Origin of the sequence: Actinospineispora eucalypti (assembly GCF_039543365.1) — a bacterium.
Lineage (GTDB): Bacteria > Actinomycetota > Actinomycetes > Mycobacteriales > Pseudonocardiaceae > Pseudonocardia > Pseudonocardia eucalypti.
On record NZ_BAABJP010000018.1, the window covers coordinates 36,217 to 61,290 of the forward strand.

Genomic DNA, 25,074 nt, shown 5'->3' on the forward strand with positions numbered 1-25,074 from the left:
ACACACCGGGCACGAAAGCCCGACTCGTCGTACCTGGATCCCCGACACACCCGAGCACGAAAGCCCGACTCGCCGTACCCAGATCCCCGACTCGCCGTACCTGAAAGCCCGACTCGCCGTGTGTGCGAAGGCTGGGGGTGGGGGTGGGTTAGCGGGGGTCGGGGCCGAAGGCGTTGCCGGTGGGGATCTTGGGTTTGCCGATGGGGTCGCGGGGGCGGGGGCGGGTGGCGGTGTAGACCGCTACCGTCGCCTCGGTTATGCGGGACCAGTCGAAGTCGGTGCGCAGGCGGGCGTGGGCCGTGCGGGCGCGGGCGGCGGCCGCCGCCGGGTCGTCCAGGACGGTACGGACCGCTTCGGCGATGCCGGCCACGTCACCGGGGGCGAAGGACAGGCCGGTGATCCGGTCGCGCACCACCTCGCCCAGCCCGCCGGCGGTGGACGCGACCAGCGGCGTCTCGGCGGCCGCCGTCTCCAGCGCGACCATCCCGAACGGCTCGTAGCGCGAGGGCAGCACCACCGCGTTCACGGCGGCCAGGGTGGCGGCCAGCGCACGGTCCGGCAGGTGCCCGAGCAGGTGCACCGCGCGGCGCACGCGATGGGTGCGGGCCCGGGAAGCCAGGAAGTCGGCGTGCGTGCCGTCCCCGGCGACCAGCAGCCGGGTGCCCGGGTGGGTGCGGCGGATCCGGGGCAGGGCGGCGATCAGGTCCTGCACGCCCTTCTCGTACTCCAGCCGGCCGAAGTACAGCAGCAGCGCCGAACCGTCCGGGGCGTAGCGGGTGCGCACCGCGTCCACCTCGGCGCGCTCCACCCGCCAGCGGCGCGGCTCGATGCCGTTGTGCAGCACGTGGATGTCCGCCGGGTCCAGGTCGAACAGTTCGGAGACCTCACGCCGCATCGCCTCGGAACAGGTGATCAGTGCGTCCGCGCGCTGGGCCAGCCACCACTCCACCGAGTGCACCTGCTGGCTGATCACGCTGGTCAGCCAGCCGGAGTGGCGGCCGGCCTCGGTGGCGTGCACGGTGGCCACCAGCGGCACCCGCAGCAGGTCCGCGACGCCGATCGCCGCGTGCGCGACCAGCCAGTCGTGCGCGTGCACCACGTCCGGCCGCCAGCCGTCCAGCCAGACCGGGGCGGCGCGCAGCAGGCCGTGGTTCATGCCCAGCGTCCAGGCCACCATGTCCCGGTCGAACTCCAGGTGTGCCGGGTCCTCGGCCACCCGCAGCACCCGGACCCCGTCCACGGTCTCGTCCAACGTGGGGTGGGTGGTGGCGTCGGTGCCGTTCGGCTGGCGGGAGAGCACCCGCACGTCGTGACCGGTCGCGGCCAGCCGCCGGGCCAGTGCGTGCACGTGCCGGCCGAGGCCGCCGACCACGACCGGTGGGTACTCCCATGACACGATCAGCACACGCATGGCAGCAACTTACCGGCCGGTATGCACGAAACCGCCGATGTGGTCGGAGGAGTGGGCCAGATGCCGGGAGTCCAGTTGGCCGAACAGGGTGTCCCGCCCGTTCAGGGCCGCCACCACCTGGGCTGCCGCCGCCCAGCGCCCGTCCTCGATCAACTGTGAGATCTCCATCACATGCTGTGCGTGATGGTCCGCGCGGGCGCGCGCGTAGTCGGCGGCCGACGCCTTGCTGACCATGAACGCCCAGTCGCTGGACAACGCGAGCAGCGCCTGGCGGGCCATGCCGTCGAGAACCTCGTGACGACCCACCCCCCGGGGCGCCTCGGCGGCCAGCAACAGGCAGCGCTGCACTTTCCTGCCCAGCTCCACTAGGTCCTCGACCAGCGCGCCGTCCCACACCCGCCAGTCCTTGCCGGAACCCCACGATGACGCCGGCAGCTCCACCGGCCCGCCGAGCAGCCCGGCGTCCAGCGCGCCGCCCAGTGTGGACACCCGAACACCGGCATCCGGCAGTGACCGCAGCACCCGCTCCAGCCAGGCCGGCCCCTCGTACCACCAGTGCCCGAACAGCTCGGTGTCGTACGCGGCCACCACCAGCGCGGGCCGGCCGTGCCGGGCGGCGAGCGAGTCCAGCCGTTCGCGCACCACGCGCACGAAGTCGTCGGCGTGCTTGCGCACCGTGAGCGCGGCCCGGTCGGGGTCGTAGGGCTGCTTCTGGTCCGGTGGCACGGCGCGCCCGGTGACCCTGGCCGGCTTCAGGCCGGTCCGGTGGTCGTAGGTGTGGAAGTCGCGGTAGTCCCGGTGACCGGGGTAGCCGGCCTTCGGCGACCACACCCGGTAGGTCACGTCCAGGTCCCGCCCGAAGCACACCACGTCGCTGTCGCCGACCGTGCGGGCGAACGCGGTCTCCCCGCGCAGTGCCGGGCCGTCCACCAGGAACCGGTCCACGCCGGCGGCCGCGTAGCCGTGCTCCATGCCGGGCGCGTAGCCGCACTCCGGCGCCCAGATCCCGGCCGGCCGGTGGCCGAGCCGCCGCGCGGTGTCGGTCAGCCCGGCGCGCAGCGCGAAGTCCCGCACCTCCGGCTCCAGCAGCGGCTGGAACGGGTGCGTGGCCGGCCCGCCGAGCAGCTCGAACGCGCCGGCGTCCAGCAGCGGCCGGAGCACCGGGGAGGCACCGTGCCGCCAGCGGGACTCGAACTCGGCCAGCGCGGCCGCCGACCGCCGGTGCTCGTCCGCGCCCAACGACGACAGCGCGGGTTCGGGCAGCAGCGCCGCCTCGTGCGCGCGCAGCTGCCACCCGCCCAGCCAGTCGTGCATGCCGCGCAGGCAGTACGGGTCGTCCAGCTGGGCGGCCAGCACCGGAGTCACGCCCAGGGTGAGCAGCTCGGTGCGTCCCTCGGCGGCCAGCCGGCGCACCACGTCCAGCACCGGCAGGTAGGAACCGGCCCACGCCTGGTAGAGCCACTCCTCGCCGACCGGCCAGGCGCCGTGCCGGGCCAGCCACGGCAGGTGGCTGTGCAGCACCAGGCAGAAGGTGCCGACGGGCGCCCTCACGAAGGCCGCTCCGCCACCGCGACCAGGTCCAGGCTGTCGTCCAGGCGCTCGCCGTGCAGGTCGAAGTCGGCCGCCGCCACGCCGGCCACGTCCGCGCGCAGGCGGTCCGGCCAGTCGTCCCCGGCCACTGCCACCGCCACCTGGGCGTCGATCAGCGAGCCGCCGTGCGCGGCATCCAAGGCACGCAACGCCGGCCCGTGGTGCAGCCCGAGCAGCTCGCGCACCGCGAAACCGGCGTCGACCAGCAGCGACGCCAGCTCGGCGCCGGACAGCTCGCGGGTGTGGAACGGGTTCAGCGGGGTGTCCCGGCCAGGGGAGAAGGTGATCCGGTTGGGCGTGGTGACCAGCAGCAGGCCCCCGGGGCGCAGCACCCGGTAGCACTCCAGCAGGAAACCCTCCTGGTCCCAGAGGTGCTCGATGACCTGCAGGTTCGCCACCACGTCGACCGAGGCGTCGGCCAGCGGCAGGCTGGCCAGGTTGCCGCGCAGCACACGCACCGACGGATAGCGCACGGCGACGTGCGCGGTGGTCACCTCGTCGTAGTCCAGGCCGACCACGAAGCCGCCGTGAGAGGCCAGCAGCGCGGCGCCGTAACCCTCGCCGCAGCCGGCCTCCAGCACCACCGCGCCGGGCCGCACCAGGTCGACCAGCCGCAGGTAGGCGGCCTCGTGCCGGCGGAACCAGTAGTTCTCCTCCGGGATGTCGGGCACGGTGCGCTCACCGGTCAGCGGCAGCGTCGAGGCCTCTGGTTGCATCGTCCGACTCTAAACGTCTCAGCATCGGTGAGGAGGCTCACGGCCTCCGGTGAGAAGGATCACCGGTCGAGGTATGTCAGTGCGTGGCCAGGTCCGCAACTATGAATGCAAGTTCCGCTGACGTGGCGTTTTCAAAAGTGGCTCTTGCCACGGAGAGGCGGGGTGCCTGACTCGCGTGTTCCCGCGTAAGGTCGGCGCACCGCTTGAAATATCAAATGGCAGACAGGAGGTCGAAGGGGACCGATGAACATAGTCGTGCTGGTCAAGCAGGTGCCGGATTACAACTCCGAGCGCACGCTGGCCGATTCTGACCACACGCTCGACCGGGAATCCACGGACGCCGTGATCGACGAGATCAACGAGCGCTCCGTCGAGGCCGCGTTGCAGCTGAAAGAGGCGCAGGGCGGCGAGGTCACCGTCGTGTGCGTCGGCCCCGACCGTGCCACCGAGGCGATCCGCAAGGCGCTGTCCATGGGCGCGGACAAGGCGATCCACCTGTCCGACGAGGGCATGCACGGTTCCGACGCGGTGCAGACCGCCAAGGCGCTGGCCAAGGTGATCGGCACCGTGGACGGCTACGACCTGGTGCTCGCCGGCAACGTGGCCAGCGACGGCAGCATCGGCGCGGTGCCCGCGATGGTGGCCGACGTGCTCGGCGTGCCCGCGCTCACCCACGCCCAGGAGCTGACCGTCGAGGGCACCACGGTGAACGTCACCCGGGGCACCGACGAGGGCATCACCAAGCTCACCGCCGAACTGCCCGCGCTGGTCAGCGTCGGCGAGAAGATCAACGAGCCGCGCTACCCGTCCTTCAAGGGCATCATGGCCGCGAAGAAGAAGCCGGTGCAGACGATCACCCTGGCCGACGCGGGCATCGACGCGAGCGAGGTCGGCCTGGCCAACGCGCTCAGCTCGGTGGCCGAGGCCTCGCCGAAGCCCCCGAAGGCCGCCGGCGAGAAGGTCGAGGACGAGGGCGACGGCGGCGACAAGATCGCTGCCTACCTGGTCGCGCAGAAGATCATCTGATTCGGTCGACGAGAGGAGATTGAGGACATGAGTGAGGTTCTGGTCCTCGTCGACCATGCGGACGGCGAGATCAAGAAGACCACCTACGAGCTGCTCACCGTCGCGCGTGCGATCGGCGAGCCCTCGGCCGTCGTCGCCGGTGCGCCCGGCACGGCGAGCAAGCTGGCCGACGCCCTCAAGGCGTACGGCGCGGCCAAGATCTACGTGGCCGAGTCCGACGCGGTGGACAAGCACGTCGGGGTCGCCCAGGTGGCGGTGCTGGAGGCGCTGATCGGGTCGGCCTCGCCGGCCGCGGTGCTGGTCAGCGGCAGCGCGGACGGCAAGGAGATCGCCGGCCGGCTGGCCGTGCGCACCAACTCCGCGCTGCTGGCCGACGTGGTCGAGGTTGGCTCGGACGGCACCGCTACGCACTCCATCTTCGGTGGCGCGTTCGTGGTCAAGGCCAAGTCCAACACCGAGCACCCGGTGATCGTCGTCCGGCCCGGCGCGGTGGACGCGGAGCAGGCCGAAGGGGCCGGCACCGAGCAGTCCGTCGACGTCCCCGAGCTGGGCGGCCGGCAGGCCACCGTGGTGAGCCGGGAGCCGATCGTGGGCGGCGACCGCCCGGAGCTCACCGAGGCCTCCGTGGTGGTCTCCGGTGGTCGCGGTGTCGGCTCGGCGGACAACTTCGCCGTGGTCGAGGCGCTGGCCGACTCGCTGGGCGCCGCCGTCGGCGCGTCCCGCGCGGCGGTCGACTCGGGCTACTACCCGAACCAGTTCCAGGTCGGGCAGACCGGCAAGACGGTGTCTCCGCAGCTGTACATCGCGCTGGGCATCTCCGGGGCCATCCAGCACCGGGCCGGCATGCAGACCTCGAAGACCATCATCGCGGTGAACAAGGACGCCGAGGCGCCGATCTTCGAGATCGCCGACTACGGCGTGGTGGGCGACCTGTTCAAGGTGGCCCCGCAGCTCACCGAGGCGGTCACCAAGCGCAAGAGCTAGCGCGGTACGCGCTTGCCGAGCGCGCGCCCAGTTCGGCGCGCGCGGGAGATACTAGGCAGTAAGTCACGAAAGGGGGCCGGCGCCGGGTGCGTCGGCCCCTTTCGTGTGTGCGGCTGAGAGCGTTCACCGGTTTGCCATCGGTCGGTCAGTGCGGGTGTGAAATCTCGTTCCATCGGGCGCGTACACCTGCGGGTATGACTCAGTCGCAGCTGCTGGTTTCCACCCCGCCGGCCGGCCAGGCCGGCTCGGCTGCCCCGCAGACCCGCTACTCGCTGCTGTTGACCCGCAACGACGAGGAGGTCCGGGCCGCCCAGCGGCTGCGCTACCAGATTTTCGCCGGCGAGCTCGGCGCCACCCTCAGCGACCCGGAGAACGGGCTCGACACCGACCGGTTCGACGAGTACTGCGACCACCTGGTGGTCCGCGCGGACGACACCGGCGAGATCGTCGGCACCTACCGGATGCTGCCGCCGGAGCGGGCGGTCGAGGCCGGCGGCTACTACTCGGAGACCGAGTTCGGCATGTCCGCGTTCGACCACCTGCGGCCCTCCCTGGTGGAGGCCGGCCGGTCCTGCGTGCACCCGGACCACCGCAACGGCGCCGTGATCGGCCTGGTCTGGGCCGGGATCGCCCGTTATCTGCTGCTCACCGGGCACAACCACCTCACCGGCTGCGCCAGCATCCCGCTGGCCGACGGCGGCGCGTTCGCCCGGGGCGTGTGGGAGACCGTGCGGGCCAAGAACTACTCGCCCGAGGACCTGCGGGTGAACCCGCTGCACCCCTGGGACTTCGAGTCCGCGCCGCGCCCGGAGCGGGCCGTCGTCCCGCCGCTGCTGCGTGGCTACCTGCGGCTGGGCGCCTGGGTGTGCGGCCCGCCGGCGCACGACCCCGAGTTCGGCGTCGCGGACCTGCTGATCCTGCTCCCGCTGGAGCGGATCGACCCCCGCTACCTGAAGTTCTTCCTCGGCGGCGAGTCGTGACCAACACGCTGCTGACCATCCCCGGCGGGGCGACGGACCATCCCCGGCCGCCGTCGGCCCTGCGGCGCGAGGGGCACTCCTGGGCGCCGTTCTCGCCCTGTACCCCGGACTGCCTGCCGGCCGAGGGGAGCCTGCCCAGGGTTTCCCGGGCGCGGGTTGCCGCGCGGGTCACCGGGACGGTGTTCTGGTTCGTCTGCTCCGCCGGGCTGGCGCTCCTGCTGCCGGTGCTCAGCACGGGCCAGCGGGCCTGGGCCCAGCGCCGGGTGTTCACCGCGATGACCGGGGCGATGGGCGTGCGGCTGGTGCACTCCGGTGCCGCCCGGTTCGACGCGGGCCTGGACGGCGGCGTGCTGGTGGTGGCCAACCACCTCTCCTGGATCGACGTGCTGGGCCTTTCCACGGTGCAGCCGCTGCGCATCATCGCCAAGACGGAGATCCGGGAGTGGCCGGTCATCGGCGGCCTGATCGCCCGGTTCGGCACCCTGTTCGTGGACCGCTCGGAGCTGCGCTCGCTGCCCACCGTGGTCGCGGGGGCCTCGGCCGCGCTGGCCGACGGCGGGGTGGTCGGGCTGTTCCCGGAGGGCACCACCTGGTGCGGCGCCGCGTTCGGCGTGTTCCGCCGGGCCGGGTTCCAGGCGGCGCTGGACGCCGGGGTGCCGGTCCGCCCGGTGGCGCTGCGCATGCGGCTGCCGGACGGCACGCCGACCAGCGTGGGCTCGTTCATCGGGGACGACACGCTGTGCGCCTCGCTGGTGAGGGTCGCGCGGCTGCCCGAGCTGGTGCTCGAGGTCGAGGTGCTGCCGGTGCTGGAGACCGGGCCGGAGACCGACCGCCGCGAGCTGGCCCGCCGTGCGGAGCTGGTGCTGGCCGAGGCCACCGGGGCACCCGCCCCGCCGGCGCCGGTGGTTCCCCGGCGGCACCGGCGCCGGTTGCGGGTGGCCGCCTGAGCCGGATCACGGCGGTGCGGCCGTAGTCGACTTCGGCGACTAACCTGGAAGCCGCTATGACGTACCTGGACCACGCCGCCACCACGCCCATGCTGGATCGCGCGGTGACCGCGATGTGTGAGGCGCTGTCGCGCACCGGCAACGCCTCCTCGCTGCACGCCTCCGGACGCCACGCCCGCCGCGCGGTGGAGGAGTCCCGGGAGACGATCGCCGAGGCGGTCGGCGCGCGCCCGTCGGAGGTGATCTTCACCAGTGGCGGCACCGAGGGGGACAACCTCGCGGTGAAGGGCTTCTACTGGGCGCGCCGGGACGCCGACCCGCGCCGCGTCCGGGTGCTGGTCTCGGCCGTCGAGCACCACGCGGTGCTGGACACCGCCGAGTGGCTGGCCGCGCACGAGGGCGCCGAGCTGGTGCCGCTGCCGGTGGACGGGCACGGCCGGGTGCGCCCGGAGACGTTGCGCGCGGCACTCTCCACGGACCCCGAACGGGCCGCCGTGGTCAGCGTGATGTGGGCGAACAACGAGGTCGGCACGGTCAACGACATCGCCGAGCTGGCCGCCGTCGCGCACGAGTTCGGCGTGCCGCTGCACACCGACGCGGTGCAGGCGGTGGGCATCCTGCCGGTGGACTTCGCCGCCAGCGGCGCCGACGCGCTCACCCTCACCGGGCACAAGCTCGGCGGCCCCTACGGGCAGGGTGCGCTGCTGCTGCGCCGGGACGCGGCGTGCACGCCGCTGTTGCACGGCGGCGGCCAGGAGCGGGACGTGCGGTCCGGCACGTTGAACGGGCCGGCGGTGGTCGCGCTGGCCGTGGCGGTCGAGCACGCGGTCGCCGAAGCGCCGGCGCGCGCCGCGGCGCTGGCCGGCATGCGCGACCGGCTGGTCGCCGGGGTGCGGGAGCAGGTGCCGGATGCGATCTACAACGGTGACCCGGGGACGTACCCGCTGGCCGGCGGGCCGAGCCGGCTGCCCGGCAACGCGCACCTGTCCTTCCCCGGTTGCGAGGGGGACAGCCTGATCATGTTGATGGACGCCAACGGGATCGAGTGCTCCACCGGTTCGGCCTGTACCGCCGGGGTCGCCCGGCCCAGCCATGTGCTGCTGGCCATGGGCGCCGACGAGGCCATGGCCCGCGGTTCGCTGCGGTTCTCCCTCGGCCACACGTCGGTGCCGGGCGACGTGGACGCGGTGCTGGCGGCCATCGGCCCGGTGGTGGAGCGGGCGCGGCGGGCTGGCCATGCCGGCGCGCGGCGGGCCGTACCGGCCGGCGGCCGCTGATGCGCGTGTTGGCCGCGATGAGCGGCGGGGTGGACTCGGCGGTGGCGGCCGCGCGCGCGGTTGCCGCCGGGCACGACGTCACGGGCGTGCACCTGGCGCTGGCCGAGACCCCGGACGCGCTGCGCTCCGGGTCGCGGGGTTGTTGTTCGAAGGAGGACGCCGGAGACGCCCGCCGCGCGGCCGACGTGCTGGGCATCCCGTTCTACGTGTGGGACTTCGCCGGCCGGTTCGCCGAGGACGTGGTGGACCAGTTCGTCGAGGACTACGCGGCCGGCCGCACCCCGAACCCCTGCCTGCGGTGCAACGAGAAGATCAAGTTCTCCGCGCTGCTGGACAAGGCGCTGGCGCTGGGCTTCGACGCGGTGTGCACCGGCCACTACGCCCGCCTCGAGCACGGTGTGCTCCGGCGCGCGGTGGACCCGGAGAAGGACCAGTCCTACGTGCTGTCCGTGCTGACGGCCGAGCAGTTGGCGCACGCGATGTTCCCGGTCGGCGACACGCCGAAGCCGGCGATCCGGGCGGAGGCCGCCCAGCGGGGTCTTTCCGTGGCGAGCAAGCCGGACAGCCACGACATCTGCTTCATCCCCACCGGCGACACCGCCGGGTTCCTGGCCGAGCGGCTGGGCGAGCGGCCCGGCCAGCTGGTGGACGCGGCCAGCGGCGAGGTGCTCGGCGAGCACGCCGGGGTGCACGGGTTCACCGTCGGGCAGCGCAAGGGCCTCGGCGTGCACCGGCCGGCGCCGGACGGCCGGCCCCGCTACGTGCTGGCCATCGAGCCGGTGAGTGGCACGGTGCGGGTCGGCCCGGCGGATCTGTTGGACGTGCGGGAGATCGTCGGCGAGCGCCCGGTGTGGGCGTCCGGTCGTGCCCCGGACGGGCCGGTGGAGTGCGTGGCCCAGGTGCGCGCGCACAGCGGGCTGGCCGATGCGGTCGCCCAGCTGGACGGCGACGAGCTGCGGGTGTCGCTGCGCGCGCCGCTGCGCGGGGTGGCCCCCGGCCAGGCGGTCGCGCTGTACCGCCCGGACGACAGCGGGGACATCGTGCTCGGCTCGGCCACCATCCGGGCCACCGACGCCCCGGTGAGCTCCGGTTAGGGACTGCCCTACGTCCAGGACTGGGGCCTGCACGGTCGATTTCCCCGGCGGCGCCGATCAGGCTGAACTCGTCGAACGGTCGAGGGGGAGCCGATGTCCCGTAGGGCAGTGGGGTTGTGGGCGGTGGTCGCGGTGCTCGCCGTGCTGGTGGTCGGGATAACCGCGGCCCGGGAGCGGCCGCCCGGGATCAGCGCGGTCGTCGCCGCGTCGCCCGATGCCGGCCGCACGGCGTTGCTGGCCGAGGTGCGCCGTGAGCTGGTGGAAATGCGCGACACCGGCTACCAGCACCGGACCGCGGTGGCCGCCCGGGAAGGTGGGTACTACTTCGACTGCTCCGGCTTCGTGGACTACGCCCTGGCGCACTCCCGCCCGGCCAACCTGGACGCTCTGCCGGTCACCAGGTCGACCCGGCCGCTGGCCGCCGACTTCGTACGCCACTTCCGCGCGGTGGCCGCCGGCACCGCCGGGGGACCCTGGGAGCCGGTCGGCACGGTGCCCGAGCTGCGGCCCGGTGACGTGATCGCCTGGCTCAGGCCGGCCGAGGTGAAGTCCCGCAACACCGGCCACGTGCTGGTCGTGCTGGAGACCCCGGTGGCCAACCCGAACCGCCCGGGCGAGTGGCTGGTGAAGGCGGCCGACTCGACCACCTCCCCCCATGCCGAGGACTCCCGGGAGAAATCCGACGACGGGCTGGGCACCGGCACGATCGGGTTGTCCGCGGATACCGCCGGCCGCCCGGTCGGCTACTACTGGCGGGGCGGGGTGTCCACCGTGCTCAGGCACACCGAGATCGCTCTCGGGCGGCCCGGCTGACCGGACCGCCAGCCACCTACTGGTAGACAGCCCCCTGTGACTACCCAGTACTGGCCGCCGGGCTGCGCGACCGGCATCGGTTCGCTGCCCGGCACCGACCCGCTCGAGGCGGCCCGCACCGTGGCCGGCGAGCTGCCCCGGCTGCCCCACCTGCCCGAGCTGCCGGCCCGGGGAGTCGGCGCCGACCTGATCGGGCGCACGGCGGCGCTGCTGGTCGACCTGGCCACCGAGGTGGTGCCGTCCGGCTACCGGATCACCGCCCGGCCCGGCCGGGAGCACCGGCGCGGGGTGGACCTGCTGCGCACCGACCTGGACGCCCTGGACGAGGCGTTGGACGCCACCCGCCCGGCCTGGGTGAAGGTGCAGGCCGCCGGCCCGTGGACGCTCACCGCCGGGGTGGAGCTGCGCACCGGTCACCGGGTGCTCACCGACCGGGGCGCCCGCCGCGAGTTCGCCGCCAGCCTGGCCGAGGGCCTGGCCGGGCACGTCGCCGAGGTCGCCACGCGCACCGGGGCCCGGGTGGTGGTCCAGCTGGACGAGCCGAGCCTGCCCGCGGTGCTGGCGGGCTCGCTGCCCACGCCGTCCGGGTTCGGCACCGTGTCCGCCGTACCCGAACCGGACGCCGAGGCGCTGCTGCGCACGGTGATCGAGGCGCTGCCCGAGCCGGTGATCGTGCACTGCTGCGCGCCCAAGGCGCCGATCGGGCTGCTCCGCGCCGCCGGCGCCGGGGCGCTCGCGCTGGACGCCGGGCTCCTCGGCTCGCACACCGCCGCACTGGACGCGGTCGGCGAGGCCTGGGACGCCGGCACGCCCCTGCTCCTCGGCCTGGTGCCCTCTTCGCTCCCCGCCGGCCGGCGTGAGCCGGCCCTGCGCGACCTGGCCCGCCCCGCGTACGACCTGGCCGACCAGATCGGTTTCACCCGCTCCCGCCTGGCCGAGCTGGTGGTGCCCACCCCCACCTGCGGCCTGGCCGGCGCCACCCCCGACTGGGCCCGCCGCGCCATGACCCTGGCCCGCGACCTCGGCAACGCCTTCGTAGACCCACCCGAGTCCTGGGCGTCCCCCACCCCAACCTGATTCAGTGCCTTCAGCACGGTGATTCAGTCGGTCCAGCACGGTGATTCAGTGACTTTGGCAGGGTGATTCAGTCAGTTTGGGCCGGCGGGTCCGACCCGCTCGCGCCAGAACCGACTGAATCAGCGTGCTGAAGGCACTGAATGGGCGCGCGCACCCGGCCGTCCGGGGCGAACATCTCGTCGAACGCGTCGGGGTGCGCCCGGTCCGGCTTGAGATAGCCGCTGAACAGCTCGGACGTGGTGGGTTTCGCGGTGCGGCTCACGCCGGTCATCCGGCAGCGACGTGGCCCCGCAGGGCTATATCAGAGCTTGCGGTGGGTCGTTCCGGCGGTGTCGTAGGCTGCGAAACCGTGACGGCGCACGCGGATCGACTGCTGCTCGGGCCTGGCCCCTCCAACCCGTACCCGGACGCCACCGAGGCACTCGGCCGTCCGGTGCTCGGGCACCTGGACCCCGAGTACCTGGCCCTGATGGCGGACATCGCCGACCAGCTCCGCGCGGTGTTCGGCACCCGCAACGAGCTGACCCTGCCGGTCAGCGGCACCGGTTCGGCCGGCATGGAGGCCTGCCTGGCCAGCCTGCTGGAGGTGGGCGACAAGATCATCGTCGGGGTGAACGGCTACTTCGGCGAGCGGCTCTGCGAGGTGGCCGTCCGGGGCGGCGCCGAAGTCGTCCGGGTGGAGGCGCCGTGGGGGCGTTCGCTGGACCCGGAGGTGTTGCTCGGCACCCAGCGCGCGCACCCGGACGCCCGGCTGCTCGCCGTGGTCGCGGCGGAGACCTCCACCGGTGTGCGCAACGACGTCGCTCCGCTTTCCGCGCTGGCCGACACCGACACGTTGCTGCTGGTGGACGCCGTGACCGCGCTCGGCGGCAGCGAGCTGCGGGTGGACGACTGGAAGATCGACGCCTGCTACTCGGCCAGCCAGAAGTGCCTCGGCGCCCCGCCCGGGCTGGCCCCGGTGACGCTGTCCCCGCGCGCCGTCGAGCGGATGCGCAACCGGTCCACCCCGGTGCGCTCGTTCTACCTGGACCTGGGGCTGCTGCACGAGTACTACCTGGCCCCGTCGCACCGCTACCACCACACCGCCTCCGCCACCATGGCCTACGCGCTGCACGCCGGGCTGCAGGTGCTGCTGGAGGAGGGGCGTGAGGTGGTCTGGGCCCGGCACGCCTCGGTCGGAGCGCGCCTGCAGGACGGGCTGACCAAGCGCGGGTTCGGGCTGATCGCCGAGGAGGGCCACCGGCTGTCCCAGCTCACCGCCACCGCCCTGCCCACCGGCCTGGACGAGGCGCCGCTGCGGCACGCCCTGCTGGACCGCTACGGCATCGAGGTGGGTGGCGGCCTCGGCGAGTTCGCCGGCCGCGCCTGGCGGATCGGCCTGATGGGCCACGCCGCCCGCGAGCGCTCCGTGGTCACGCTGCTGTCCGCCGTGGACGAGCTGATCGGCTGAGAAATTAACCGGGCGCCGGCCGCCCGGGCGCTGGCACCATGGATGACATGCGCACTTTGCTGAACGTCATCTGGTTGGTCCTGTGTGGTATCTGGATGGCTCTCGGCTACGTGATCGCCGGAGTCATCTGCTGCCTGCTCATCGTGACGATCCCGTTCGGGCTGGCGTCCTTCCGGATCGCCAACTACGCGCTGTGGCCGTTCGGCCGGACGATGGTGGACCGGCCGCACGCCGGCGCGTTCTCCACGATCGGGAACGTGATCTGGTTCCTGGTCGCCGGCTGGTGGCTCGCGCTGGGTCACCTGATCACCGCCGTCGGCCTGGCGCTGACCATCATCGGCATCCCGCTGGCCTGGGCGAACCTGAAGCTGATCCCGATCTCCCTGGTCCCGCTGGGCAAGGACATCGTGCCCGCCGGCACACCCCACCACGCGCCGTCCACGAATTTCTCGGGGGTGCCGGCTAATCTGGCGCGGTGAGTGCAGCCGACGAGCCCCGGGACCGGCACGCCCGCCTGGCCACGGAGGTCGCCGACCACCAGTTCCGGTACTACGTGCTGGACTCGCCGGTGGTCTCCGACGGCCAGTTCGACGAGCTGTGGCGCGAGCTGGTCGCGCTGGAGGAGCAGCACCCGGAGCTGGTCACCCCGGACTCGCCGACCCAGCGGGTGGTCGCGCGGTTCTCCACCGATTTCACCGCGCACGACCACCTCGAGCGCATGCTCAGCCTGGACAACGTGTTCTCCGCCGACGAGCTGCGCGGCTGGATCGAGCGGGTGGAGAAGGAGGTCGGCCACGAGCTCCACTACCTGTGTGAGCTCAAGATCGACGGTCTCGCGGTGAACCTGCTCTACGAGGACGGCAAGCTCACCCGGGCGCTGACCCGTGGCGACGGGCGCACCGGTGAGGACGTCACGCTCAACATGCGCACCCTCGCCGAGGTGCCCGAGCGGCTCACCGGCACCGAGGAGTTCCCGGTGCCGAAGCTGGTCGAGGTACGCGGCGAGGTGTACTTCCGGCTGGAGGACTTCGCCGCGCTCAACGCGCTCATGGTCGAGGCGGGCAAGCCGGTCTACGCCAACCCGCGCAACACCGCCGCCGGATCGCTGCGGCAGAAGGACCCGAAGGTCACCGCCAGCCGCAACCTGCGGCTGATCTGCCACGGGCTGGGCAAGCGGGCCGGGTTCAACCCCGTGCGGCAGTCCCAGGCCTACGACGCGCTGCGCACCTGGGGCCTGCCGGTCTCCGAGCACACGGTGATCCGCCGGGGCATGGACGAGATCGTCAAGCACGTCCAGCACTGGGGCGAGCACCGGCACGACATCGAGCACGAGATCGACGGGATCGTCATCAAGATCGACGAGGTGGCCCTGCAGCGCCGCCTCGGCTCCACCTCCCGGGCGCCGCGCTGGGCGATCGCGTTCAAGTACCCGCCGGAGGAGGCCACGACCACGCTCCTGGACATCCAGGTGAACGTGGGCCGCACCGGCCGGGTCACCCCGTTCGCGGTGATGGAACCGGTGGTCGTCTCGGGTTCGACGGTGGCCATGGCCACCCTGCACAACGCCGACGAGGTGCGCCGCAAGGGCGTGCTGATCGGCGACCGGGTGACCATCCGCAAGGCCGGCGACGTGATCCCCGAGGTGCTCGGGCCGCTCGTGGACGTGCGCACCGGCGAGGAGCGCGAGTTCGTCATGCCCACGCACTGCCCGGAGTGCGGCACCGAGCTGGCGTACCAGAAGGAGGGCGACGTCGACCTGCGTTGCCCGAACGCCCGGTCCTGCCCGGCGCAGCTGCGGGAGCGGCTGTTCCACGTGGCCGGCCGGGGCGCCTTCGACATCGAGGTGCTGGGCTACGAGGCGGCCGCCGCACTGCTGTCCTCCGGTGTGGTCCAGGACGAGGGCGACGTCTTCAGCCTGACCGAGGAAGACCTGCTGCGGGTGGAGCTGTTCCGCACCAAGGCCGGCGAGCTTTCCGCGAACGGGCGCAAGCTGCTGGCCAACCTGGAGGCGGTGAAGACCCGGCCGCTGTGGCGGGTGCTGGTCGGCCTGTCCATCCGGCACGTCGGCCCCACCGCCGCGCAGGCGCTGGCCCGGGAGTTCGGCTCGCTGGACGCGATCGAGGCGGCGGCCGGCGAGGAGGACAGCGCGGCGATGGCGTCCGTGGACGGGGTCGGCCCGACCATCGCGGCGGCCGTGCGGGACTGGTTCACCGTGGACTGGCACCGCGAGGTGGTGGCCAAGTGGCGGGCCGCCGGAGTGCGGCTGGCCGAGGAACGCGACGAGTCGGTGCCGCGCACCCTGGAAGGGCTGTCCATCGTGGTCACCGGGTCGCTGGAGACCTACTCCAGGGACGAGGCCAAGGAAGCGATCACCAGCCGGGGCGGCCGCGCGGCCGGTTCGGTATCCAAGAAGACCTCGTTCGTGGTCGTGGGCGATAATCCCGGCAGCAAGCACGACAAGGCGGTGGAGTTGGGCGTCCCGGTGTTGGACGACTCCGGGTTCACCGTATTGCTCGAGCGCGGACCCGACGCCGCGCGTGAGTTAGCCAGCTCGGGGGAGTCGGCAAGCGGGGAATGAACCCGCTCGGGTGCCGCTTCCCTCGAGGCACCCATTTGGGCAGTTTCTTGGTTAATGTATGCACGTCGGGGAGGTCATGGGGTGCTTCAGGGATGTCTGAACGGCGCACGTCCGGCGGACGCGCACCCAGCGCTGCCGGTCACGCCGTACTACTTGGCCAGGGACGCCCGTGCGGTGTCCCGGTACGGCATCACGTCGGTGCACGTCCACCCGCGTGATCCCCGGGGCCTGGAGACCCTGGAGCCGCTGTACGTCGGTGACGCGGTATCCGCGATCCACGCCGAGGTGCCGCACATGGAGGTCGGCGTGCCGGCCGCGCGCTGGGTGATGCCGGATCCGAGGCTGCGGGTGGACGCGGTCATGCAGTGGGGCAAGCTCGGCTCCGGCAAGCCGGACGTGGTCGGGGTGAACGTGCACGACCTCGGCTGGCGAGAGGTGTGCGCGGCGGCGCACTCGCTCGGCATCGGCCTGGAGCTGGGCGTGTGGACCACCGCGGACGCGGTCACCCTGCGCAAACAGGGCATCCCGCACGGCACCGTGCGGATCGTCGCCGAGCCCACGGTGAGCGGCCCGGACACCGCCGTCGCGGAGGCCATCCGCATCCTGCGCGCGCTGGGCAGCCTGGACGTCCCGGTGCTGCTGCACGGCGAGGAGGAAGGCGCCTGGCCGGTGCTCGAGTACGCACTGCGCCTGGGCATCGACACCCGCATCGGCTTCGAAGACGTCCTGGTGCGCCCGGACAAGTGGCTGGCCACCGGCAACGAAGACCTGGTCAAGGCCGCTCTGGCCATCAAGGTCTGACTCTTCCCGCCCCTGCGCACGTCTCTCTCTGAGGTACCTCCGAGCACGCTATGGCTCTGCGTGGAAATACGCGACCTTGAGGCGCTCAGGCTCTGGATGGCTTGTGTTTCTGGAATTCCGTGCCTCGATGTCGCCTGGCGTGGTCGCCGTCCATGATCAACAGCGACTGAACCGCCACCCGGCGCGCGGGTGAAGCGGCCGGGCCGCGTGTCGCCACGTTGCGTAGTCAGGATCGGTCTTCTGGTGGCAGGTCGCCGGGTGTGGAGCACCGAGCGCCGGCGCAGTCCGGTTTGATCAAGGTCGGGACCGGACTGGGCCAGCGGTCGGCGTTGCCGGCGCCGACGGACGGTCGCGCTCCGTGATGCTGGCCCCGCACGAGGGCAGCCGCGGGGAGCGCCGCAATGTCGCATATCTCCACGCAGAGCCATAGCGTGCTCGGAGGTAGCCCGGAGAGAGGCTCGAGGGGCGGGTGAGCCTCAGGTGGTACCGAGCAGCGTGGTGACGATGCCGCCGAGGTGGGACAGGCGGGCCAGCTCGGTGGCGCGGAAGACCGGGCCTCCGGGGCGGCCGACCACGAGCACCTTGTCCGGGCCGGCGAACGGTGCGGCGGCCAGCTCGGTGTCCAGTTCGTACCAGGGTTCCGGCGCCCAGTGCACGGACGGGTCGAGCACGATCGGCCGGGACAGGGGCAGCCACGGCAGGCTGCCGGCCCGGGTCTGCGGGGAGGCCTGGCTCTCGGCCAGCCGCCAGGCCCGCTGTCCCTCCTGGACTATCACCAGCGCCCACCCGGCGCGGAAGATGCGCGGGATGCCGTCCACGAACAGCTGCAGGCCCTTGTCCGGGTGTGAGCTGATCTCCTCGATCAGCTCCAGCTCACGGTGCGAGTCCAGCCGGCCGGGATGCGGGCGGACCGACTCCACGTGCACGTCCGGGATCGACTCCACGGCGGTGATCAGCACGTCCGGCGGGCGCTCGGTGGGCATCTCCACGGTCAGGTCGTCCACCGCGATGTCGCCGGAGCGCTCCACCACGTCCAGTCCGACGATGTCCACGCCGGCCCGGCCGAGAGCGGTGGCGATCGCGCCGAGCATGCCTGGCCGGTCCGGGACCTCGACCCGGATCAGGTACGACACGCCCGAACCGCCTCCTCCACACCGCCAAACCCTCCAGATTGTGTCAGGCGGCGGTTCCGAACGTGTTGCGCGGAAGGAGATTCCGGCGGCACGAGTGAGTGGTAACCGGTTACGTAGGGTGCCGAACTAGACTTGCATAGTTCGCACGCCATTCCTGAGCAGGAGAGAGATGCCCGAGTCCATCTCCCGGGCCGAGGTCGCGCACCTCGCTCGACTGGCTCGGCTCGCCGTCACCGAGGAGGAGCTGGACCGGTTCGCCGGTCAGCTCGACGTCATCCTCGGCGCGGTGGCCCGGGTCGGCACGGTAGCCGCCGACGACATAGAGCCCACCTCACACGCGGTCCCGGTGACCAACGTGTTCCGGGCCGACCAGGTCCGCCCCGGGCTGACCCAGCAGCAGGCGCTCTCCGGTGCGCCCGCGCAGGAAGAGGGCCGCTTCCAGGTGCCGAGGATCCTGGGGGAGGAAGCATGAGCGCCGAGCTCACCCGGCTCACCGCCGCCGAGCTGGCCGCGAAGATCCACGCGCGGGAGGTCTCCGCCGTGGAGGTCACCCAGGCCCACCTGGACCGGATCGCCGAGGTCGACCAGGTGGTGCACGCCTTCCTGCACGTGGGCACCGAGTCCGCGCTGGCCGCCGCCGCCGCGGTGGACGCCGCGCTGGCCGGTGGGGAAGCGCCGGCGTCGGCGCTGGCCGGGGTGCCGCTGGCGCTCAAGGACGTGTTCACCACCAAGGACATGCCCACCACCTGCGGTTCGCGCATCCTGGACGGCTGGCGCCCGCCGTACGACGCCACGGTGACCGCGCGGCTGCGCGCGGCCGGCATCCCGATCCTGGGCAAGACCAACATGGACGAGTTCGCCATGGGCAGCTCGACCGAGCACTCCGCGTTCGGGCCGACCCGCAACCCGTGGGACACCGAGCGCATCCCGGGTGGCTCCGGCGGCGGTTCCTCGGCCTCGCTGGCCGCCTTCGAGGCGCCGCTGGCCATCGGCACCGACACCGGCGGCTCCATCCGCCAGCCGGCGGCGGTGACCGGCACGGTCGGCGTGAAACCCACCTACGGCGGGGTGTCCCGGTACGGCCTGGTGGCCGCCGCGTCCTCGCTGGACCAGGGCGGCCCGTGCGCGCGCACCGTGCTGGACGCGGCGCTGCTGCACGAGGTGATCGGCGGGCACGACCCGATGGACTCCACCTCGATCGACGCGCCGGTGCCGTCGGTGGTGGCGGCCGCCCGCCAGGGCGCGGACGGCGATCTCTCCGGGGTGCGGGTCGGCGTGGTCCGGGAGCTGAGCGGCGAGGGTTACAGCCCCGACGTGCTGCACAGCTACCAGTCCGCACTGAACCGGCTCAAGGAGCTGGGGGCCGAGCTGGTCGAGGTGAGCTGTCCGCACTTCGAGTACGCGCTCCCGGCCTACTACCTGGTGATGCCCAGCGAGGTGTCCTCCAACCTGGCCCGGTTCGACGCGATGCGCTACGGCCTGCGCACGCTGCCGAACGCGGGCGCGTCGGCCGAGGAGGTCATGGCGGCCACCCGCGACGCCGGCTTCGGCGACGAGGTGAAGCGCCGCATCATGCTCGGCACGTACGCGCTGAGCTCGGGTTACTACGACGCCTACTACGGGCAGGCGCAGAAGGTGCGCACGTTGATCACCCGCGACTTCACCGACGCCTTCCGGAGCGCCGACGTGCTGGTCTCGCCGACCGCGCCGACCACCGCTTTCCGCATCGGCGAGAAGGTGGACGACCCGCTGGCCATGTACCTGAACGACCTGTGCACCATCCCGGCCAACATGGCCGGCAACACGGCGATGTCGGTGCCGTCCGGGCTGGGCGAGTCCGACGGCCTGCCGGTGGGCCTGCAGGTGATGGCGCCGGCACTGGGCGAGGCGGTGATGTACCGGGTGGCCGCCGCCTTCGAGGCCGCCCGGGACGCCGCCGAGGGCGGTCCGCTGATCCGCCGCATGAACGGGCTGGAGGCCTCGGTATGAGCACGCCCACCCTCATCGACTACGACGAGGTCGTCGAACGCTTCGACCCGGTGCTCGGGCTCGAGGTGCACGTGGAGCTGTCCACCGCGACGAAGATGTTCTGCGGCTGCCCGACCACGTTCGGCGCGGAGCCGAACACCCAGGTGTGCCCGACCTGCCTCGGGCTGCCCGGCTCGCTGCCGGTGGTCAACGGCGACGGCGTCCGGTCGGCCATCCTGATCGGCCTGGCGCTGAACTGCGAGATCGTCCCGTGGTGCCGGTTCGCCCGGAAGAACTACTTCTACCCGGACATGCCGAAGAACTTCCAGACCAGCCAGTACGACGAGCCGATCGCCGTGAACGGCTGGCTGGACGTGCAGCTGGACGACGGCGAGACGATCCGGGTGGAGATCGAGCGCGCGCACATGGAGGAGGACACCGGCAAGTCGCTGCACGTGGGCGGTGCGACCGGGCGGATCCACGGCGCTGACTACTCGCTGCTGGACTACAACCGGGCCGGCGTGCCGCTGATCGAGATCGTCACCAAGCCGGTCGAGGGCACCGGGGTGAAGGCGCCCCAGGTGGCCCGGGCCTACGTGACCGCGCTGCGCGACCTGCTGCGCGCGCTGGGCGTCTCCGACGTGCGGATGGACCAGGGTTCGCTGCGCTGCGACGCGAACGTCTCGCTGATGCCCAAGGGAGCGACCGAGTTCGGCACCCGCACCGAGACCAAGAACGTGAACTCGCTGCGTTCGGTGGAGCGGGCGATCCGCTACGAGATGACCCGGCAGGCCGGCGTGCTGGACGCCGGGGAGAAGGTGATCCAGGAGACCCGGCACTTCGACGAGTCCAGCGGCACCACCTCGGCCGGCCGGCGCAAGGAGACCGCCGAGGACTACCGGTACTTCCCCGAGCCCGACCTGGTGCCCATCGAGCCCTCCCGGGAGTGGGTGGAGGAGCTGCGCGCCGGGTTGCCCGAGATGCCGTGGCAGCGGCGCAAGCGGGTGCAGGCGGAGTGGGCGCTTTCCGACGAGGAGCTCCGTGACCTGATCAACGCCGGGGCGCTGGAGCTCATCGCCGCTACCGTGGAGGCCGGTGCGCCGTCCGGCGAGGCCCGGTCGTGGTGGGTGTCCTACCTGACCCAGCAGGCCAACAACCGGGGCATCCCGCTGGACGAGCTGCCCATCACCCCGGCCCAGCTGGCCCGGGTGATCGAGCTGGTCGCCTCCGGCGAGCTGACCAACAAGCTGGCCCGCCAGGCGGTGGACGGCGTGCTGGCCGGCGAGGGCGACCCGGACCAGGTGGTGGCCGCGCGCGGGCTCAAGGTGGTGTCCGACGACTCCGCGCTGATCTCCGCCATCGACGACGCGGTCGCCGCCCAGCCCGATGTGGCGGAGAAGATCCGCGCCGGCAAGGTCGCCGCCGCCGGGGCCATCGTGGGCGCGGTCATGAAGGCCACCCGGGGCCAGGCGGACGCCAAGCGGGTCCGCGAGCTGGTCCTGGAACGCTGCTCGTAGTAACTACTCCGGTCCGGAACCGCCGCTGCCGGCGGGCGGGTGGATGCGCACGGCGCGGTCGTCGCTGCTGACCACCGGCCCGCCGGCACCCTTGTTGGTGGTGCCCAGCCAGATCAGCCCGTCCGGCGCGAGCGCGAGCGGGCCGATCCGGCCGTAGACCCCGGCCAGCACGGTCTGCGGGGTGCCGGTGAACGTGCCCGGCGCGTTCGAGTGCAGCAGGAACAGCGCGGACGCGCTCCGCTCGGCGATCACCAGCGCGCCGGGCGGGGCCACGCAGCCGGCGACACCGGGGCGGTCCGGCCAGGTCCATGCCGGTTCGGGCAGCGGACCGGGCCTGATCATGTGCAGCGCGTCCCGGCCGGGGGTGCGGTCGGTGACCCAGATGGCGCCGGTGTCCGGCGCCACGCACATCCCGCCGGGGCTGTGCAGCCCGCTGCTGTACACCGGTGATCCCGGTGCGGGGTTGCCCTTGAACGGGTGGCCGAAGGTGTCGATGCGCAGCAGCTTGCCGCCCAGGGAGCCGTCGCCCCCGGTGGCCACCAGCAGCTCGCCCTCCTTGCCCGTGGCGATCGCGCCGGAGTCGTCGCCGCTCCGGGGGAGGCCGGTGAGGATGGGGGTCGGCGGGTCGCCCGGCACCAGCCGGACCACCCGCCGATCACTCGGACTGGCCACCAGGGCGTAGAGCAGCTGGTCCTCCGCATAGCTGGGGGAGAGCACCAGACCGATCAGCCCGCCCCCGGAAGGGTCCACCGGAATGGTGGCGACCAGTTGCGGGTCCTTGTCCTTGTGCACCCGCAGGATGCGCCCGGTGGGGCGCTCGGCGACCAGCGCGGACTCCGCGTCCGGCTGCACGATCACCGAGGAGAGCGGGCTCAGGCAGGTGGCGACCACCTGGGGGTCCGGGTCGGTGCAGCCGTCCGGCATCGGGGTGCCGCCCTGCTGCCCCGGGGGCGGCGGGCGCTCCGACTCGGGCTCCTGGTCGGGGATGCGGGGCGGTGCGGCGAGCGGGCCGCCGTCGTCCGGCTTCTCCCGCCACTCCCTCGGACCGTTGTCCGGGAACGTGGCGCAGCCCGCGACGAAGAGCGCGGCGAGAGCCAGCGCGACCGCCGCGACCAGGAAGGACCAGCGACGGCGCGCCGATACGCGGGACGGCGGTCGGGACACGCGGCAAGCCTAGGCAGGCGTACGTGAACCTCGGGTGAGTCCAGGAAATCCGGCCCGCCTACCGGGTGAACCACCGAGTAGTGGTTACGCTGCGTCGATGACGCGCGGCGGATACTTGGACTCGGGTTACCAGTACGGGGTCGACGCGGAGGCGCCGACCACGGCGATCGACATGCGGGGCGGCCGGGGGCGGTCCGGTCTGCGCTGGAACACGGGGGCGGACCTCGGCCTCCTGGTGCTCCGGCTGGTGCTGGGCGTGATCTTCATGGCGCACGGCGCGCAGAAGATGTTCGGTTCCTTCGGCGGCCCGGGCATTGCCGGGTTCACCCGGTATCTGGAGGAGGCCGGGTTCCGCGAGGCCGGCCGCCTCGCCTGGATCACCGCCGGCACCGAGCTGGGCGGCGGCGCCCTGCTGGTGGTCGGCCTGTTCACCCCGCTGGCCGCCGCCGGCCTGCTCGGCGTGATGATCAACGTGATCTGGCTGAAGTGGTCCGGCGGCTTCTTCCTGGCCGAGGGCAAGGGCTACGAGTTCGAACTGGCCCTGGCCGCCATGTCCGCCGCACTGGTCTTCGCCGGCGCCGGCCGGACCGCCCTGGACCGCGCCATCCCCGGCATCCGCCGCCCCCTGGGCGCCGGCCTCGTCTGCCTGGTGATCGGCGTCGCGGCGGCGGTCGCCGTCCACATCCTGTTGCGCGGGCCGGCTACCTGACCTCGCGGACCGCCCCGGTGTGCGCCGAGGTGGCCAGGGCGGCGTAGGCGCGCAGGGCCTTGGAGACCGGGCGCTGGCGGTCGACCGGCTGCCACGGGCGCTCGGAGGCTTCCATCTTGGCCCGGCGTTCGGCCAGCACCTCGTCCGCCACGTGCAGTTGGAGGGTGCGAGCGTGCACGTCCAGGGTGATCCGGTCACCGTCCTGGACCAGCCCGATCGTCCCGCCGGCCGCCGCCTCCGGGGAGATGTGCCCGACCGAGATGCCCGAGGAACCGCCGGAGAACCGCCCGTCGGTGATCAGTGCGCAGGCCTTGCCCAGTCCGGCGCCCTTCAGGAACGCGGTCGGGTGCAGCATCTCCTGCATGCCGGGCCCGCCGGCCGGGCCCTCGTAGCGCACCACCAGCACGTCGCCGGGCTGGATCTGCTTGCCCAGGATGACCGAGACGGCCTGCTCCTGGCTCTCCACCACGCGGGCCGGGCCCTCGAAGCTGCGCAGGTCGTCCGGGATTCCGGCGGTCTTGATCACCGCGCCGTCCTCGGCCAGGTTGCCGTACAGCACGGCCAGCCCGCCGTCGGCGGTGTAGGCGTGGTCGAAGTCCCGGATGCAGCCCCCGGAGGCGTCGGTGTCCAGCGAGGACCAGCGGTTCTCGGTGGAGAACGCCTCGGTGGTGCGCACCCCGCCGGGCGCGGCGTGGAACAGCTCCGCCGCCGCCTCGGACGTCGCGCCGGAGCGGATGTCCCACTCGTCCAGCCAGGCCTCCATGGACGGCGAGTGCACGGTGTGCACGCCGGTGTTGAGCAGCCCGGCCCGGCGCAGCTCGCCCAGGATGGCCGGGATGCCGCCGGCCCGGTGCACGTCCTCCATGTGGTAGTCGGAGTTCGGCGAGACCTTGGCCAGGCAGGGCACCCGCCGGGAGACCGCGTCGATGTCGGCCAGGCCGAAGTCGATCTCGCCCTCCCGGGCGGCGGCCAGGATGTGCAGCACCGTGTTGGTGGACCCGCCCATGGCCACGTCCAGCGCCATGGCGTTCTCGAAGGCCTTGCGGTTGGCGATGGAGCGGGGCAGCGCCGACTCGTCGTCCTCCGCGTACCAGCGCCGGGCCAGCTCGACCACCGTGGTCCCGGCCCGGGTGAACAGGTCCCGCCGGGCCGCGTGCGTGGCCAGCGTGGACCCGTTGCCGGGCAGCGCCAGGCCGAGCGCCTCGGTCAGGCAGTTCATCGAGTTCGCGGTGAACATGCCGGAACAGGAGCCGCAGGTCGGGCAGGCGGACCGCTCCACCTCGGTGAGCCCGACGTCGTCGACCGACGACGAGGCGGAGGCGGAGATCGCGGTGATCAGGTCGGTCGGCGCGTGGGCGACACCGTCCACCACGACCGCCTTGCCGGCCTCCATCGGGCCGCCGGAGACGAACACCGTGGGGATGTTCAGCCGCATGGCCGCGTTCAGCATGCCCGGGGTGATCTTGTCGCAGTTGGAGATGCACACCAGGGCGTCCGCCGCGTGCCCGTTGACCATGTACTCCACCGCGTCGGCGATCACCTCGCGGGACGGCAACGAGTAGAGCATGCCGCCGTGGCCCATCGCGATGCCGTCGTCCACCGCGATGGTGTGGAACTCGCGCGGCACCCCGCCGGCCTCGCGCACCGCGTCCGCGACGATGTCCCCGAGGTCCTTGAGGTGTACGTGACCCGGCACGAACTGGGTGTAGGAGTTGGCGATCGCCACGATGGGCTTGCCGAAGTCGCTCTCGCCCATACCGGTGGCGCGCCAGAGGGCGCGCGCGCCGGCGGCGTTGCGCCCGTGGGTGGTGACTCGGGATCGCAGTGCGGGCATGTGGT

At 72.7% G+C, this 25,074-nt stretch carries 23 protein-coding genes; 16 read left to right on the forward strand and 7 right to left on the reverse strand.

Annotation, left to right across the window (positions count from 1 at the left end; genetic code table 11):
• Positions 1 to 148: 148 nt before the first annotated feature.
• The 3 genes from ABEB12_RS19705 to ABEB12_RS19715 are packed head-to-tail and all read right to left on the reverse strand — an operon-like array spanning position 149 to position 3,717.
• Positions 149 to 1,411 carry a glycosyltransferase gene (locus tag ABEB12_RS19705; RefSeq protein WP_185060205.1) on the reverse strand — a complete coding sequence of 421 codons (1,263 nt, stop codon included), beginning with the start codon at positions 1,409 to 1,411 and terminating at the stop codon, positions 149 to 151.
• A 9-nt stretch (positions 1,412 to 1,420) separates the two neighbouring features.
• Positions 1,421 to 2,962, reverse strand: coding sequence for a 1,4-alpha-glucan branching protein domain-containing protein (locus ABEB12_RS19710; RefSeq protein WP_185060206.1), 1,542 nt, complete (start codon positions 2,960 to 2,962; stop codon positions 1,421 to 1,423).
• Entirely contained in the window at positions 2,959 to 3,717 is a 759-nt protein-coding gene (locus ABEB12_RS19715) for a methyltransferase domain-containing protein (RefSeq protein ID WP_185060207.1), read from the reverse strand. The genes ABEB12_RS19710 and ABEB12_RS19715 overlap by 4 nt, the downstream gene beginning before the upstream one ends.
• A 243-nt stretch (positions 3,718 to 3,960) precedes the next feature.
• On the opposite strand from ABEB12_RS19715, the gene ABEB12_RS19720 reads away from it, so the two are divergent.
• From ABEB12_RS19720 to ABEB12_RS19755, 8 genes are all read left to right on the forward strand, one after another.
• Complete coding sequence (locus tag ABEB12_RS19720) at positions 3,961 to 4,743, forward strand: electron transfer flavoprotein subunit beta/FixA family protein (protein WP_185060208.1); 783 nt, start codon at positions 3,961 to 3,963, stop codon at positions 4,741 to 4,743.
• A 27-nt stretch (positions 4,744 to 4,770) separates the two neighbouring features.
• The gene (locus ABEB12_RS19725; protein WP_185060209.1) at positions 4,771 to 5,727 is read left to right on the forward strand and encodes an FAD-binding protein; all 957 of its coding nucleotides are present in this window, start codon (positions 4,771 to 4,773) and stop codon (positions 5,725 to 5,727) included.
• A 194-nt stretch (positions 5,728 to 5,921) separates the two neighbouring features.
• Positions 5,922 to 6,707: a GNAT family N-acyltransferase gene (locus ABEB12_RS19730; protein WP_185060210.1), complete on the forward strand. Its 786-nt coding sequence runs from the start codon at positions 5,922 to 5,924 to the stop codon at positions 6,705 to 6,707.
• Complete coding sequence (locus tag ABEB12_RS19735; RefSeq protein ID WP_185060211.1) at positions 6,704 to 7,654, forward strand: 1-acyl-sn-glycerol-3-phosphate acyltransferase; 951 nt, start codon at positions 6,704 to 6,706, stop codon at positions 7,652 to 7,654. Before ABEB12_RS19730 ends, ABEB12_RS19735 begins: the two co-directional genes overlap by 4 nt.
• Positions 7,655 to 7,710: 56 nt before the next feature.
• Positions 7,711 to 8,931: an aminotransferase class V-fold PLP-dependent enzyme gene (locus ABEB12_RS19740; RefSeq protein WP_185060212.1), complete on the forward strand. Its 1,221-nt coding sequence runs from the start codon at positions 7,711 to 7,713 to the stop codon at positions 8,929 to 8,931.
• Positions 8,931 to 10,025 (forward strand): tRNA 2-thiouridine(34) synthase MnmA, encoded by a 1,095-nt coding sequence (mnmA, locus tag ABEB12_RS19745; RefSeq protein WP_185060213.1) that lies wholly within the window; start codon positions 8,931 to 8,933, stop codon positions 10,023 to 10,025. Before ABEB12_RS19740 ends, mnmA begins: the two co-directional genes overlap by 1 nt.
• Positions 10,026 to 10,118: 93 nt before the next feature.
• A complete protein-coding gene (locus tag ABEB12_RS19750) occupies positions 10,119 to 10,838 on the forward strand; it encodes a hypothetical protein (RefSeq protein WP_185060214.1) in 720 nt (239 codons plus the stop codon).
• Between the two features lie 36 nt (positions 10,839 to 10,874).
• Positions 10,875 to 11,915, forward strand: coding sequence for a uroporphyrinogen decarboxylase/cobalamine-independent methonine synthase family protein (locus ABEB12_RS19755; protein ID WP_185060215.1), 1,041 nt, complete (start codon positions 10,875 to 10,877; stop codon positions 11,913 to 11,915).
• A 67-nt stretch (positions 11,916 to 11,982) separates the two neighbouring features.
• Here ABEB12_RS19755 and ABEB12_RS19760 read toward each other — a convergent pair whose 3' ends face one another.
• Positions 11,983 to 12,177 (reverse strand): hypothetical protein, encoded by a 195-nt coding sequence (locus ABEB12_RS19760; protein ID WP_185060216.1) that lies wholly within the window; start codon positions 12,175 to 12,177, stop codon positions 11,983 to 11,985.
• An 87-nt stretch (positions 12,178 to 12,264) separates the two neighbouring features.
• Here ABEB12_RS19760 and ABEB12_RS19765 point away from each other — a divergent pair, with 87 nt between their 5' ends.
• From ABEB12_RS19765 to ABEB12_RS19780, 4 genes are all read left to right on the forward strand, one after another.
• Complete coding sequence (locus tag ABEB12_RS19765; protein WP_185060217.1) at positions 12,265 to 13,365, forward strand: aminotransferase class V-fold PLP-dependent enzyme; 1,101 nt, start codon at positions 12,265 to 12,267, stop codon at positions 13,363 to 13,365.
• Between the two features lie 47 nt (positions 13,366 to 13,412).
• Positions 13,413 to 13,844, forward strand: a complete 432-nt coding sequence (locus ABEB12_RS19770; RefSeq protein ID WP_185060218.1) for a YccF domain-containing protein — start codon at positions 13,413 to 13,415, stop codon at positions 13,842 to 13,844.
• Positions 13,841 to 15,943, forward strand: a complete 2,103-nt coding sequence (gene ligA, locus ABEB12_RS19775) for an NAD-dependent DNA ligase LigA (protein ID WP_185060219.1) — start codon at positions 13,841 to 13,843, stop codon at positions 15,941 to 15,943. The genes ABEB12_RS19770 and ligA overlap by 4 nt, the downstream gene beginning before the upstream one ends.
• An 81-nt stretch (positions 15,944 to 16,024) precedes the next feature.
• A complete protein-coding gene (locus ABEB12_RS19780; RefSeq protein ID WP_185060220.1) occupies positions 16,025 to 16,744 on the forward strand; it encodes a 3-keto-5-aminohexanoate cleavage protein in 720 nt (239 codons plus the stop codon).
• A gap of 476 nt (positions 16,745 to 17,220) precedes the next feature.
• Here the strand turns inward: ABEB12_RS19780 and ABEB12_RS19785 are convergent, their stop codons facing one another.
• On the reverse strand, positions 17,221 to 17,877 hold the full coding sequence (locus ABEB12_RS19785; protein ID WP_185060221.1) for an ACT domain-containing protein: 657 nt from the start codon (positions 17,875 to 17,877) through the stop codon (positions 17,221 to 17,223).
• 169 nt (positions 17,878 to 18,046) lie between these two features.
• Between ABEB12_RS19785 and gatC the strand changes: the two genes are divergently transcribed.
• The 3 genes from gatC to gatB are packed head-to-tail and all read left to right on the forward strand — an operon-like array spanning position 18,047 to position 21,362.
• Positions 18,047 to 18,349 (forward strand): Asp-tRNA(Asn)/Glu-tRNA(Gln) amidotransferase subunit GatC, encoded by a 303-nt coding sequence (gene gatC, locus ABEB12_RS19790; RefSeq protein ID WP_185060222.1) that lies wholly within the window; start codon positions 18,047 to 18,049, stop codon positions 18,347 to 18,349.
• Complete coding sequence (gene gatA / locus ABEB12_RS19795; protein ID WP_185060223.1) at positions 18,346 to 19,866, forward strand: Asp-tRNA(Asn)/Glu-tRNA(Gln) amidotransferase subunit GatA; 1,521 nt, start codon at positions 18,346 to 18,348, stop codon at positions 19,864 to 19,866. Before gatC ends, gatA begins: the two co-directional genes overlap by 4 nt.
• Positions 19,863 to 21,362 (forward strand): Asp-tRNA(Asn)/Glu-tRNA(Gln) amidotransferase subunit GatB, encoded by a 1,500-nt coding sequence (gene gatB, locus ABEB12_RS19800; RefSeq protein WP_185060224.1) that lies wholly within the window; start codon positions 19,863 to 19,865, stop codon positions 21,360 to 21,362. The genes gatA and gatB overlap by 4 nt, the downstream gene beginning before the upstream one ends.
• 3 nt (positions 21,363 to 21,365) lie before the next feature.
• On the opposite strand, the gene ABEB12_RS19805 is transcribed toward gatB, so the two are convergent.
• The gene (locus ABEB12_RS19805) at positions 21,366 to 22,526 is read right to left on the reverse strand and encodes a PQQ-dependent sugar dehydrogenase (RefSeq protein ID WP_345702960.1); all 1,161 of its coding nucleotides are present in this window, start codon (positions 22,524 to 22,526) and stop codon (positions 21,366 to 21,368) included.
• A 97-nt stretch (positions 22,527 to 22,623) separates the two neighbouring features.
• Here ABEB12_RS19805 and ABEB12_RS19810 point away from each other — a divergent pair, with 97 nt between their 5' ends.
• Positions 22,624 to 23,235, forward strand: a complete 612-nt coding sequence (locus ABEB12_RS19810; protein ID WP_345702961.1) for a DoxX family protein — start codon at positions 22,624 to 22,626, stop codon at positions 23,233 to 23,235.
• Here ABEB12_RS19810 and ilvD read toward each other — a convergent pair.
• Positions 23,228 to 25,069 (reverse strand): dihydroxy-acid dehydratase, encoded by a 1,842-nt coding sequence (ilvD, locus tag ABEB12_RS19815; protein ID WP_185060225.1) that lies wholly within the window; start codon positions 25,067 to 25,069, stop codon positions 23,228 to 23,230. The two genes, ABEB12_RS19810 and ilvD, sit on opposite strands and share 8 nt — an antisense overlap.
• Between the last annotated feature and the right edge of the window lie 5 nt (positions 25,070 to 25,074).

Coding starts and splice junctions, on each gene's coding strand:
- ABEB12_RS19705 (WP_185060205.1), bottom strand. CDS start 1,411: ATGCGTGTGCTGATCGTGTCATGGGAGTACCCACCGGTCGTGGTCGGC.
- ABEB12_RS19715 (WP_185060207.1), bottom strand. CDS start 3,717: ATGCAACCAGAGGCCTCGACGCTGCCGCTGACCGGTGAGCGCACCGTG.
- ABEB12_RS19720 (WP_185060208.1), top strand. CDS start 3,961: ATGAACATAGTCGTGCTGGTCAAGCAGGTGCCGGATTACAACTCCGAG.
- ABEB12_RS19725 (WP_185060209.1), top strand. CDS start 4,771: ATGAGTGAGGTTCTGGTCCTCGTCGACCATGCGGACGGCGAGATCAAG.
- ABEB12_RS19730 (WP_185060210.1), top strand. CDS start 5,922: ATGACTCAGTCGCAGCTGCTGGTTTCCACCCCGCCGGCCGGCCAGGCC.
- ABEB12_RS19740 (WP_185060212.1), top strand. CDS start 7,711: ATGACGTACCTGGACCACGCCGCCACCACGCCCATGCTGGATCGCGCG.
- mnmA (WP_185060213.1), top strand. CDS start 8,931: ATGCGCGTGTTGGCCGCGATGAGCGGCGGGGTGGACTCGGCGGTGGCG.
- ABEB12_RS19750 (WP_185060214.1), top strand. CDS start 10,119: ATGTCCCGTAGGGCAGTGGGGTTGTGGGCGGTGGTCGCGGTGCTCGCC.
- ABEB12_RS19770 (WP_185060218.1), top strand. CDS start 13,413: ATGCGCACTTTGCTGAACGTCATCTGGTTGGTCCTGTGTGGTATCTGG.
- gatC (WP_185060222.1), top strand. CDS start 18,047: ATGCCCGAGTCCATCTCCCGGGCCGAGGTCGCGCACCTCGCTCGACTG.
- gatA (WP_185060223.1), top strand. CDS start 18,346: ATGAGCGCCGAGCTCACCCGGCTCACCGCCGCCGAGCTGGCCGCGAAG.
- gatB (WP_185060224.1), top strand. CDS start 19,863: ATGAGCACGCCCACCCTCATCGACTACGACGAGGTCGTCGAACGCTTC.
- ABEB12_RS19810 (WP_345702961.1), top strand. CDS start 22,624: ATGACGCGCGGCGGATACTTGGACTCGGGTTACCAGTACGGGGTCGAC.
- ilvD (WP_185060225.1), bottom strand. CDS start 25,069: ATGCCCGCACTGCGATCCCGAGTCACCACCCACGGGCGCAACGCCGCC.